Origin of the sequence: Bacillus sp. FJAT-49711 (genome assembly GCF_018343715.1) — a bacterium.
In the GTDB taxonomy this organism is placed as follows: Bacteria; Bacillota; Bacilli; order Bacillales; family Bacillaceae_C; genus Lederbergia.
In genome coordinates, this window is record NZ_JAGYPL010000002.1 from 1,053,006 (window position 1) to 1,066,057 (window position 13,052).

The 13,052-nt window shown below is 38.2% G+C and carries 10 protein-coding genes and 1 pseudogene; all 11 read left to right on the top strand.

Annotated elements, in window-relative coordinates; translation table 11 throughout:
* Positions 1-168 precede the first annotated feature (168 nt).
* Positions 169-1,164 carry a LacI family DNA-binding transcriptional regulator gene (locus KHA96_RS12525; protein WP_213129601.1) on the top strand — a complete coding sequence of 332 codons (996 nt, stop codon included), beginning with the start codon at positions 169-171 and terminating at the stop codon, positions 1,162-1,164.
* A gap of 111 nt (positions 1,165-1,275) precedes the next feature.
* Positions 1,276-2,631, top strand: a complete 1,356-nt coding sequence (locus KHA96_RS12530; RefSeq protein ID WP_213129602.1) for an ABC transporter substrate-binding protein — start codon at positions 1,276-1,278, stop codon at positions 2,629-2,631.
* A 57-nt stretch (positions 2,632-2,688) separates the two neighbouring features.
* Positions 2,689-3,600 carry a carbohydrate ABC transporter permease gene (locus tag KHA96_RS12535; RefSeq protein WP_213129603.1) on the top strand — a complete coding sequence of 304 codons (912 nt, stop codon included), beginning with the start codon at positions 2,689-2,691 and terminating at the stop codon, positions 3,598-3,600.
* Positions 3,600-4,490: a carbohydrate ABC transporter permease gene (locus KHA96_RS12540; RefSeq protein ID WP_213129604.1), complete on the top strand. Its 891-nt coding sequence runs from the start codon at positions 3,600-3,602 to the stop codon at positions 4,488-4,490. Before KHA96_RS12535 ends, KHA96_RS12540 begins: the two co-directional genes overlap by 1 nt.
* A gap of 108 nt (positions 4,491-4,598) precedes the next feature.
* The gene (locus KHA96_RS12545; protein ID WP_213129605.1) at positions 4,599-6,506 is read left to right on the top strand and encodes a glycoside hydrolase family 127 protein; all 1,908 of its coding nucleotides are present in this window, start codon (positions 4,599-4,601) and stop codon (positions 6,504-6,506) included.
* A 626-nt stretch (positions 6,507-7,132) separates the two neighbouring features.
* A pseudogene (locus tag KHA96_RS23535) lies at positions 7,133-7,408 on the top strand (HAMP domain-containing protein); the annotation flags it as partial.
* A gap of 138 nt (positions 7,409-7,546) precedes the next feature.
* A complete protein-coding gene (locus KHA96_RS23540; protein ID WP_481748240.1) occupies positions 7,547-8,365 on the top strand; it encodes a methyl-accepting chemotaxis protein in 819 nt (272 codons plus the stop codon).
* 444 nt (positions 8,366-8,809) lie between these two features.
* Complete coding sequence (locus KHA96_RS12555; protein WP_213129607.1) at positions 8,810-9,973, top strand: MFS transporter; 1,164 nt, start codon at positions 8,810-8,812, stop codon at positions 9,971-9,973.
* 316 nt (positions 9,974-10,289) lie between these two features.
* Positions 10,290-11,315, top strand: a complete 1,026-nt coding sequence (locus KHA96_RS12560) for a Gfo/Idh/MocA family protein (RefSeq protein WP_213129608.1) — start codon at positions 10,290-10,292, stop codon at positions 11,313-11,315.
* Positions 11,316-11,330: 15 nt separating this feature from the next.
* Positions 11,331-12,203, top strand: coding sequence for a Gfo/Idh/MocA family protein (locus KHA96_RS12565; protein ID WP_349305741.1), 873 nt, complete (start codon positions 11,331-11,333; stop codon positions 12,201-12,203).
* Between the two features lie 12 nt (positions 12,204-12,215).
* Positions 12,216-13,052 (top strand): sugar phosphate isomerase/epimerase family protein, encoded by an 837-nt coding sequence (locus KHA96_RS12570; protein WP_249315498.1) that lies wholly within the window; start codon positions 12,216-12,218, stop codon positions 13,050-13,052.

Consider the following 13,052-nt stretch of genomic DNA (forward strand, 5'->3'; position numbering starts at 1 on the left):
AATTCAGGATTATTTAATTATCGTCTATAACGATCAGTGGAATTGAATCGGTTTTATTGGATGGGGTGATAGGAGTGGAGCTTTTATTTTATAGTGATTGTTACTTAAATTTATCGAATTAATGAAATCGATTTTATTTATGCGATTACTAGTGAGAGGGACTGAAAATTGACCACGATAAGGGATATAGCTAGGATTGCCGGTGTTGCTCCTTCTACGGTTTCGCATGTGTTGAATGGAACAGCACCGGTTAGTTCAAAAACCAAAGAAAAAGTACAAAAGATTATTAAAGAGTATCAATTCCAACCGAACTTTATTGCTAAAAGTTTAAAACAAAATAGAACATTTACGATTGGAGTGTTGACCGATAATTTCATGGATTTTGTTCCATCTATGGTTGATGGAATAGAAGAATATTTGTATCAACAAAATTATTCCATATTAATCTCTAAAATAAGATATGAAAAAGAAAAGGAATGGGATTATACACAACTTTTTAACCCAAAACAAATAGATGGATTGATTTATGCGAGTTCATGGGTCAGAGAAATTCAATGGAAAACGCCTAATATCCCTCACACCTATGTATACGGATATACTCAGGACCTAGCGGAAGATTATGTTATACCGAATGATCTTCAAGGTGCTTATGTAGCGGCGATGTATTTAATACATTTAAGACATCATAAAATCGGTTTTATTAATGGTCCAATTGATTGGAATGCATCAATAGAACGATTGAATGGATTTATTGAAGCGCACCGAAGGGAAGGTCTTGAAATATATCCGAAATGGATAAGATCAGGTGATTGGTCGAGTGCTTCAGGCTATAAATTGGCTCAAGATATGCTAAGCGGAAATGAAAAGCCTACAGCTATATTTGCAGGTAATGATCGAATGGCTGCAGGTGTGATTCAGTATTGTACAGCATATGGAATTAGGATTCCCGAAGACCTTTCGTTAATTGGCTTTGATAATACCGATTTTTCTTCTATATTAATCCCTGCTTTAACTACTGTTGAACTGCCTACTTATGAGATGGGAAAATTAGCTGCTAAGCGATTACTCGATAACATCCAAGGAAAAAAGGCATCTAATCTAAAGAAAAAAGTAGATTGCAAGTTAATAATAAGAGACTCGACAATCGAAAATAACACAACTTAAGTAATTTATTATGAAGCTTTCTACTTAAGGAGGTGGTATTTAACAATTAAGCAATATTAATTGGTAAACGTTCTTAATGCTTGTAACTAAATTTAAGGGGGAACTGTAGTGATGTCTAAAAAAATATGGATTATCATTTTCACTTCTATTTTATGTATTTTTATTACGGCATGCAGCTCAGATAATTCATCCAAGACTAGCAAAGGAAAAGATGATAGTGCAAAAGTAACGTTAAAATTCATGTATTGGGGAAGTGTATTTGAGAAGCAAGCAGTTGAAAAAATGGTAAAATCCTTTGAAGAAAAAAATCCTAACATAAAAGTAGATGCACAGCATGTTCCGAATGATTATGAAACTAAATTAAATACTTTAATGGCGTCCGGAGATTTACCAGATGTAGCCTATTTAGGAGAAGGTTTAGCATTAAAATGGGCTGAAGAAGGTAAAGTCATGGATATCACTCAATATATGATGGAATATGACGAGTTAAAAAACCGTATCCCAGAAACTTTCTATTATTTTGATAAAGGCAAAACAATTGGTACGAATACGGCTGGAGAAATTATGAGCCTATTTTATAATAAAGATTTATTTGAGGAAGAAGGCGTTGAGCTGCCGCCAGCTAATGCCAATGAAGCATGGGATTGGGAAACCTTTGTTGAAATGGCGCAAAAGCTAACTTTGGATAACCAAGGGCGAAATGCTTTGAACCCAAGCTTTGATGCAAAAAACATTGCCCAATATGGAATTTCCTTTCCGACTTGGTGGGCTGGTTGGTATCCATTTTTATTAAGTAATGGTGGTAGTATCACGAATGAAGATGGCACCCAATATACATTAAATAGTCCTGAGTCAGTTGAGGTTTTTCAAAATCTACAAGATTTAATGTATAAGTACCATGTCGCTCCTACTCCTACACAAAAGGAAAATATGCCTGCAACAAGTGTTCTTTTACAAACTAAAAAGGTTGCTATGGTGATGGATGGTCATTGGAATATCCTTGATTTTGGCGAAAGTAAATTAAATTATGGGATAGGTGTTCTTCCTAAGTTTAAAGAGGCAAAATCAGTTATATTTGGAGCCCCTACCATAATTTTTTCAGATACGAAGCACCCCGATGAAGCGATGAAGTTTTACTTATTCCATAATAATCCTGAAGAAGTTGACCTATTTGCAAAAGGATTATGGATGCCGCTCGAAGAGAAATATTACACTGAACAAGATGCGATCGATAGTTGGACAAATAATGAGGTTCACCCTCCAGAATTTAAGGAAGCAGTCATTGACTATACGTTAAATAATATTGAGGCTGGTCCATCATATAGTCTTAAAAACTTTGTTGAAATTGACCCTGCAATAGGATCAGGATTAGATCCTATTTGGTTAGGTAAAAAGCCAGCAAAAGAAGTTTTGGATGAACTAGAAAAAACGGTGCAGCCATTACTTAAAGGGTTATATGAACGATAAAATTTACGACAGGAAGATTACTTTTCTTCCTGTCCCTTTAAAAGGGAGGGGTTGCGATTGAACCTTACAAAGAAAACAAGATCAGGTCTATACGTTTCGGAACGAAGATGGGGCATTCTTCTTGCGTTACCCGCAATTCTTGGATTTTTAATTTTCACATTTGGCCCGATGGTGGCTTCCCTCTTTTTTAGTCTTACAGATTGGGAGATTGGTGGGGAATATACCTTTATCGGCCTAGACAATTATAAAACGATGTTAACAGAGGATCCTCTTTTTAAAAAGTCACTCGGTGCAACCCTTTACTATTCATTGGGAAGTGTTCCGCTCGTTATTATCGTAGCATTTATAGTGTCGCTGCTCTTAAATCAAAAGGTAAAAGGTTTATCTATTTTTCGTACAATCTATTATCTTCCCGTCATTGTGCCGAGCATTGCGAGTACAATGCTATGGCTCTGGATATACAACCCTGATTTCGGTCTGTTTAATTCGATGCTGAAAATGGTAGGATTGCCGGGAATGCAATGGATTTATGATGAAAAAACTGCTGTCCCGTCTTTAATATTAATGAGTACTTGGGGAATTGGAAACTCCGCGGTGATCTTCCTTGCAGGTCTTCAGGGAATTCCGACTCATTTATTCGAGGCGGTGGATATTGATGGCGGGAATGCGTTTCATAAGCTCTTATATGTCACGATCCCCTCAATGACGCCTACCATCTTTTTTAATTTAATTATGTCACTGATCGGAACGTTACAAGTGTTTAATGAGGCCTATATCATGACGGCAGGTGGCCCTAATAATTCCACTTTATTTTATGTATATTATTTGTTTAGAACAGCTTTCCAAGAAACTAAAATGGGTTATGCAAGTGCTTTAGCTTGGGTTCTATTTTTGATCATTATGGTATTGACTATGATCGTATTTAAAAGTTCCAAAAGCTGGGTTTATTACGAAGGTGGTGACAAGTAATGAATGCCAACATCAGTTTAGATAATAAACCAAACCTTCAAAAGAAAAAGGTTAAGAGAAAAAGGAAGATTTCCATTTGGCGAGTCATCGTGTATGTGATATTAATTGCCGGAAGTATTGTTATGCTATTTCCTTTCGCGTGGTTAATAAGGAGTTCCTTGATGGGGACGGCTCAAATTTTTACCTTCCCACCGGAATGGGTTCCAAGTCCTTTTATGTGGAGCAACTATTCTGAGTCATTAACGATTGTTCCGTTTCATAAATATTTTTTTAATACGATGACCATTGAATTATTTGCGGTATGTGGTGTTCTATTTTCTAGTACGGTTAGTGCCTATAGCTTTGCCAGATTACGCTGGCCAGGCCGAGACATCATTTTTGCTTGTGTTCTCAGTACGATGATGTTGCCATACGCCGTAACACTAATACCAGTTTTTATGGGGTGGAAGGCACTCGGTGCAGTTAACACATTTTTACCATTAACCGTTCCAGCTTGGTTTGGTGGTGGAGCGTTTAATATATTTTTATTAAGGCAATTCTTTAGAACGATTCCGAGGGAATTGGATGAAGCGGCGTATATGGATGGTGCATCGCCATTAAAGGTGTTAATTACCATCATTATTCCCTTATCAAAGCCGGCAATCATCGTAGTAGCACTATTCACCTTTATAGGTGCCTGGAATGACTTTCTTGGACCATTAATTTATTTGAACGATGACTCAAAGTTTACCCTGGCACTAGGATTAGCTTCCTTCAAAGGAATGTACAATGCCCAATGGGGATACCTAATGGCGGCTTCTGCCACTATCGTCGCACCAATCATTGTCCTATTCTTCTTCATGCAAAGATACTTTATTGAGGGAATTGCATTAACAGGAACAAAAGGTTAGGGAGTGCAATTGTTCGAGAATTGTTCGAGTGCCAGGCACTCAAACAAATCAGGAACAATTCGAAATATTCTTAATGCACAATAGCAACTCTTAAAAGGGAGGAAAAAAATGATTACGAAGCAGTTGAAAAAGTATAAGCCGATTTCATTTACTGATGTTGTGATTGATGATTTGTTTTGGGCAAAAAGGTTAGAGGTTAATCGAGAACAGACGATTCCGTTTCAGTATGAGCAGTGTAAGAATACTGGGAGAATTGATGCTTTTCGGCTTGATTGGAAGCCGGGAATGGAGCCTATGCCGCATATTTTCTGGGAGTCAGATGTTGCGAAGTGGATTGAAGCGGCAAGTTATAGCTTGGCGACTCATCCTGATGAACAGCTTGATGCACTATTGGATGAAGTAATTCATTTAATTGCAGGAGCACAGCAACCAGATGGATATCTAAATATATATTTTACAGTTGTAGAGCCTGAGAAAAGGTGGAAGGATTTGCGTGATGCTCATGAATTGTACTGCGCTGGTCATTTGATTGAAGCCGGAATTGCCCACTTTAAAGCAACGGGGAAGAGGAAGCTATTTGAGGTCGTATGCAAGTATGCAGATTATATAGATACCGTTTTTGGATCGGAAGAGGGAAAAAAGAGAGGATATTGCGGGCATCAGGAAATAGAATTGGCTTTAGTTAAGTTATACAGAGTAACAAATGATGAAAAGTATTTACGTTTAAGTCAGTACTTTATAGAAGAAAGAGGGAAACAGCCTCATTATTTTGATTTAGAGAAAAAAGAGAATCCTGGCCAGTTTGATTCATTCATGAATCGACTTCCAGATAAGAATGCCTACAATCAGTCACATAAACCAGTAAGGGAACAAAGTGAAGTTGTTGGTCACGCTGTAAGAGCACTATATATGTATTCTGCAATGGCTGATCTTGCAGGGGAGCTCGGAGATGAAAGCCTTCTTCAAGCAAGTGAGCGATTATGGGATAACCTTCATAATAAAAATATGTATATTACGGGGGGAATTGGATCAACACGTGCTAATGAAGGGTTTACTTATGATTATGATTTGCCGAATGAAACGGCATATGGTGAAACTTGCGCAGCCGTTGCAGTTGTTTTCTGGAATCATCGTCTTTTACAGCTTGATTGCGATGCTAAATATACCGACGCTATGGAGCGTGCATTATATAATGGAGTGATCAGTGGGATTTCCTTGGATGGGAAGAAATTCTATTATGAAAATCCGTTAGCTAGTCTTGGAAATGTTCATAGAAAGGATTGGTTTGGTTGTGCTTGCTGCCCTCCTAATGTTTCTAGATTACTAGCTTCCTTGGGGGAGTATATTTATTCCCAAAGCGACCATGAAATAGCCACCCATTTGTATGTGCAAGGTAGTGGGAATTTTAATATTAAGAATCAAAAGGTTATTCTACATCAAAAGACAAATTATCCTTGGGATGGGGATATTACTATTAATTTTGAGCTTAGTAAGCCTCTTGTATTTAGCCTAAAACTTAGAATTCCAGAGTGGTGTAAAGACGCCCAAATAGAAATAAATCGAGAGAAAATTGAGATGACGGATAAGCTTCTAAATGGGTACTTAACCATTGAAAAAGAATGGTCCACCGATGATACAGTAAAGCTAATATTACCCATGCCTGCTCAACGTTATTATTCAAATCCAAAAGTACGTCAAAATATTAATCATGTTGCAATACAAAGAGGGCCAATTGTATATTGCTTGGAATCTATTGATAATATTGAATCACTACAAAAAATAGGTATATGTAAAGACGGTAAATTTGATGAAGATTTCATTCCTAGCCTTCTTGACGGAGTCGTTAAAATCTCTGGTGAAGGCATAGTACTAGATGACAGCGGTTGGGATAACAAACTTTATATAGCCGATAAACCAAATACTTCGCCATACAAATTCACAGCCATTCCTTACTACGCCTGGGACAATCGCGAACCTGGAGAGATGCGAGTGTGGATCCCTGAAATGGGGAATTGAACGAGTACAATTGTGTGAGTGCCAGGCACCCAAACAACTCTGGAACTATTCTGAATTGTTCGGGTGCCTGGCACTCTTGTTTTAAATATTGTATATTTAGAGTATCGAAATATTGTAGAGTCAAATGGACATCTTAGAAAATACATATGGGAAGAGGTTGGGAAGTGGGGAGTTTGTTTAGTTTTAGGAGTTTGAGGGCGAAGGTTTTGGTTGGGTTTTCGCTTGTTATTTTGTTGTTTGTTGCTTTTGGGTTGTATAATTTTATTTCTGTTAAGAATGTGAATCAAGATACTGAGGATATCCTGGATAAAGAGTTGCAGATTTTAATGATTGATCATGAATTGGCAGCCAATGTTGATAAGCGGGTATCGGCTTTACGGGGATTTTTGTTATTTGAAGATGGGAAATATCGAAGTCAGTTTGAAGAGTTATCTAAAAAAGCGATCGTAGATGAAAAGAAGGCGATAGATTTAGGTGCTTCTGAGGAATTTCAACAGCTTGTCCAGCGTTCGATTGCTTGGCGAAAAGACATTGAAACGAATGTTTTTGCTATGTATGATAAAGGACAAAAAACGTTGGCAAACCGTAACCATGCGGCATCCACTCAAGAAGCAGAGGATATCATCATGGAATATGAAAAAATTGCTTCGGACAGGGAAGAAATCATTCATCAAAAAGGCGATAACATCATATCGAATGGAGAAAAAACGGTATATATTGTATCCATTTTTATCATATTAGTGATTGCCGTTAGCATTGCTGCAGCGCTTATTACTTCTAGCCTAGTCACTCGTCCGATTAAGAAAGTAATGGAGCGGATGAAGGTTATTGCAAGTGGGGATCTAAGTCAGGATTCTCTGCATATTTCATCAAGGGATGAGATTGCGCAATTAGTTGATACGACAAATGAAATGAATGACAAAATACGTGAATTGATCAGTGAAATCAACGTTGTTACTGGAACGATTTCGAGTCACAGTGAAGAATTAACGCAATCTGCGAACGAGGTGAACTCAGGTTCGGAACAAATCGCAGGGACGATGCAAGAATTGGCAGTAGGAACCGAGTCGCAAGCTACCATTGCAGGTGAGTTGGCTGAACGAATGGCTTCATTCTCTACTATCGTTCAAGAAGCGAATGATAATGGCGATCGAATTTTAAAAGTTTCTACTAATGTATTAGAAATGACCGATGAAGGCAGTCGCTTAATGGAAACTTCAAGCGAGCAAATGGGTAAGATTGATCAAATCGTTCAAGATGCTGTTCAAAAGGTGAAAGGGCTGGACGAGAAATCGCAGGAAATATCTAAATTAGTTGCGGTTATTCAAGAAATTGCTGATCAAACGAATTTACTTGCACTAAACGCAGCAATTGAAGCAGCAAGAGCAGGTGAGCAAGGTCGTGGTTTTGCGGTAGTCGCGGATGAAGTAAGGAAACTCGCAGAACAAGTATCCAATTCGGTAACGGATATAACTGGAATTGTTTCCGGCATCCAAAATGAGTCTAGCATCGTAACGGATTCACTGGAGATGGGCTATAAAGAGGTGGCTCAAGGAACGAGTCAAATCGAAACGACGAGAGAAACCTTTAATGAAATCAGTACATCTGTAAAAGAAATGGCGAATACGATTAAAACCGTATCTGATATAATCTTAAAAATTTCTTCCAACAGCGAAAAAATGCAAGAATCTATTACGGAAATTGCAGCGATCTCTGAAGAATCTGCTGCAGGAGTAGAAGAAACATCGGCTTCATCTGAACAAATAAGCAGTTCAATGGAAGAAGTAGCAAATAATTCGACCGATCTTGCTAAATTAGCTGAGAATTTAAATGGATTAATTCATAGGTTTAAACTTTAATATATAAGCTGAAAGAAATGCACCCATTTTTTATTGATGGGTGCATTTTTTTGAAGGATGAATTTGCTTTTGAAGCTAGTAAAACCATAAGTTGAAAAAATTGAAATGAACCTCAAAAAATTTCCTCCCACAAAGACATATAAAATAGCCTATTTCGAACATTCAGTGTAAAATCTAAGATGCTGGCACTTTTTCGTAAAGAAGAAAATAACCCAAGCTAAGATGGAAAACTGCTGAACTGAAAAAAGGCAAATTTCAGGTTTTTTGTTTTGCCTGTTTGAGGATAAAGACATCGTCCAGTTCTACTTGATTAATAGATTAAAACATTAATTGAAGCGGCTTCATTCTCTTTTGCATGGAAAAGGGTCTTTTTTTTGTATTGAATTAGTTCATATTATAGGCGGTGCTCAGTAGCGGGAACACCATAGAAAAGGAAGCGTACATATGAATCAGAAACCGTTATTTCGGAATTTAAAGGGATTTTTATTTTTAGTTGGGGCGATGAATACTTTTGTAGTCAGCTATTTTCCACTTTATTTTAAGCATGTAGGATTAACTACTTCGGAAATTGGAATGTTTTTAGCGCTTGGAACATTTGCCGGTCTTATCGGGCAGCCGTTTTGGGGATTGATAAGCGATAAATACAAAACGGTAAAAAAGATTGTGATCGCGGTTGTCCTCGGGAGTGTGCTTGGTCTCGTATGGATTTTTCAGCTTTCCCATATTGCCTGGATTTTTGTTGCTGGCTCGTTCTTTTTTCTTTTTTATAATGCTCTTTTTCCCTTAACAGAAAACTTAACAAAACGGCTTGCGGACCAGAACGGAGTTTCTTTTGGCTCTATACGTTCATGGGCAGCCATCGGATTTGCCTTAATTTCCCTAATGAGCGGATTTTTATTTGCCAAAATAGGAATTCAATACCTTGCTTATCCAATGATTTTTATTGGAGTTATTTTATTTTTGTTAAGCATGCGGTTGACAGATGCAAAAACGGGGACAGAAAAAATGGACTTTAAGCAGGTAGGAACCTTTTTTAAAAATCCAACCTTATTGCTCTTTTTCTTTATTGTTTCGTTTATTACTTTAACTCATCGTATGAATGACAGCTTTATCAGCTTGTATTTATTTGATATTGGCGGGGATGAGACACTTGTAGGTTGGTTGTGGTTTATTGGTGTATCGAGTGAGGCGATTATGTTTTTCACAGCGACACTTTGGTTTCGTCCCCAAAAACCAATCCACTATATCATCCTTGCTGGAATTCTATATATGGGTCGTTGGATCGCCATTGGCTTTATTACCAATCCTTATCTCCTCCTTACCGTCCAGGCATTGCATGGGGTTTGCTATGTCATTTTATTTATGGGAGCGATTGAGTATTTGTATAAACGGCTTCCGGTAGAAATGCAAGCAACTGGCCATATGGCTTTCATGATTATTGTGTTTGGTGTGACAGGAATCATTGGTTCCTTTGGAGGCGGGTTTATCTTTGATACGTATGGAGGCTCCACTCTATACTTTCTTATGGCTGCCTTTACTTTTATTGGCATCGTTGGCTTAGTTTATTTTAACGCAAAAAAGATACCTTCAGCTGTAATGGGTGAATGAATGGAAAGAAGGGGCTGACTTTGTACGTTAGTCAGTCCCGATTTTTGAATGTTGTAGGAGTAGAACAAACAGCATATATAAGCAATTTTTTAGAAAAAGTCGTGAATGTAAATGCTATTCATAAATTTAAATTATAGATTTACTTACTGAAAAATGTCCCGATATTTAAAGTTCGGGTACATTTTTTTTTATGTAAAGATGTCACGAAATAATGATTGTTAAAGGATATTATTAATCAACATAGAATTTCTATATAAAAGGCTAGTTTTTCATTTGAATGGAAAGCGCTTTAATTTATTTTGAAGGAGTGGGCTATATGCCAAATAAAATGAAATTTGCCATTGTTGGAGCGGGTGTTATTGCTCCTTTTCATGCAAAGGCCATCAGTGCGAACAGTAATGCTGATTTAGTCGCTATTTGTGATACTGAAATTGAGAAGGCGGAAAAGCTGGCTAGTGAATTCGGAGTGTCAAAAACGTATATTGATTATGAAGATATGTTTAAAAAAGAAGAGATTGATATTGTATCCGTCTGTGTTCCGAGCGGGCTGCATGCGGAAATAACGATTGCGGCTGCAAAAGCAGGGATCCATGTACTATGTGAGAAACCGCTGGATATTACACGAGAAAATATGAGTGAAATGATAGAAGTTTGTAAAAACAATAAGGTGAAGTTAGGTTGCGTTTACCAAAGAAGGACGCTGGATGCGGCGGTTATTACTCGGAAAGCCATTCAAGACGGGAAACTAGGAAAGCTTGTCCTCGGGGATGCTTACTTAAAATATTATCGCAGTCCGGAATACTATGAGAGTGCTGGATGGAGAGGAACTTGGGAGTTGGATGGCGGCGGAGCTCTAATGAATCAAGGGGTGCACGGGATTGACCTTATTCAATGGATGGTCGGGGATGTTGAGTCTGTTTTCGCTTATACAGCTCCTTTAGTCCGAAATATTGAAGTCGAGGATACTGCAGTAATTACGGTCAAATATAAAAATGGAGCGTTTGGAGTTATTCAAGGGACAACTTCTGTTTATCCTGGACAGGAGACGAGGTTTGAAATACACGGGGAACATGGTTCGATCATTTTTGCGGATAGTGGTTTTAAAGAATGGAAGTTTCTTAATGGTGATGAAACGATTCCTAAAGTTGGAAATAATGAAGGTGGAGGCAGTGATCCAAAGGCCATTTCAGATGAGGGGCATTATCTTTTTGTTGAAGATATCATTCAGGCCGTTCGGGAGGATCGTGAACCACTTGTCCCTGGTGAGGAAGCACGAAAAGCGGTTGATTTAATCTTAGCGATCTATGAATCTTCGAAGACTGGAAAAGAAGTAAAAGTGTGAAGGGAGATGGAGACGATGATAAAAATTGGAATGATCGGACTGGATACGTCACACGTGATCGCCTTTACAAAGCTGTTAAATGAGCGTCAAGTTCTTGGAGGGGAAATTATCGCCGCGTTTCCAGGCGGGTCTAAAAATATGGAATTTAGTTCCTTACGAGTGGAGGGGTTTACAAAGGAGATTCGTGAACAGGGCATTAAAATTGTTCAATCTCTTGAAGATGTGGCAGAAGTTTGTGATGCGATTTTGTTAGAGTCTGTAGATGGTCGGGTCCATTTGGAACAATTTAGTAAAATTGCCGCGTTTCGTAAGCCGACTTTTATTGATAAACCGTTTGCAACGACTTCAGAGGATGCGAGAGAAATTTTTCGTTTAAGTGAGCAATTCGGGACGCCTGTGATGAGTTGTTCTGCGCTTAGATATTCGGAAGGATTAACGGATGCCCTTAATCATGACGGCGCCGTTTATGGGGTGGACTGTTTTGGACCGCTTGCGATGGAACCTACTCACGGATTATTTTGGTATGGAATTCATACGGTAGAAATGCTTTACAGGATGTTAGGACCTGGATGCGAAAAAGTCACCGTGACGAAAAATGATAATCATGATCTCATAGTTGGAGAATGGAAAGATGGGCGAATTGGTAGTGTACGTGGAAATCGAAAAGGCAATTCTTCATTTGGTGCCTTGATTCACCGTGAAAAAGGAACACAATACGTAGATATTAATGCCGATAAAAAACCATATTATGCGTCTTTATTAGAAGAGATCATTCAATTTTTCAAAACTGGCAAATCTCCCATTAACGACTGGGAAACATTAGAGATTACTAGGTTTTTGGAAGCGGCAAACGAAAGTCGTGAAACGGGATTAATGGTGAGATTATAAGGAGTGAGCAATTTGATTTTTGAAAGATTAGGAGTTTTAACGGATGAGGTATCCCAGGATATTACGGAAGCATTGGACTGGGCGGAAAGCAATGGGTTAAGGCATGTCGAAATTCGGATGGTAGATGGGAAAAATATCGTTGATTTTACGGATCAGGAATTGGAACTATTGCTTTTTGAAGTTGAAAAAAGAGGATTGTTTGTTTCGGCAATCGCTTCACCTATTTTTAAATGTGCCCTCGATCCTTCAAGAGCTGTGGCTTCAGGGGATACATTTGGGCAACAAGAGGAGAGTGTGGAACGTCACTTTTTAAAGTTAGAAAGAGTAATAGAGATTTGTAAGAAATTAAATGCAAATAAAATTAGAATTTTTTCCTTTTGGAGGGAGGAAGATCCCTTTGCATACGAGGAAGAGATCATCGGTTACTTAAAGAAGGCTGCTAGTACAGCGGCTAAACATGATATTTTGCTTTTACTCGAAAACGAAAACTCTTGCAATGGCGGCTATGCCTCTGAAGTTGCTCATATCGTTCGACATGTAGATTCACCGAACTTAAAGGTACTATGGGACCCGGGGAATGAAGTATACGGAGGCCGTCCTGCGTTTCCGGAAGGATACGAAAAAGTAAGAGGGTTTATTGGCCACGTTCATTTGAAAGACGCTTTTGCTAATAAATGTGTTCCAATCGGTGAGGGAATGGTGCCTTTTTCCCATCAGCTTCAAGCACTTAAAAATGATGGCTACGAAGGCCTTTTTACAATTGAAACACATTATATACCAGATGGTGGAACAGCAAAAGCTGGGACTGAAATGACATTGGAAGGCTTGAGAAAAATATTGAGAGGGTAG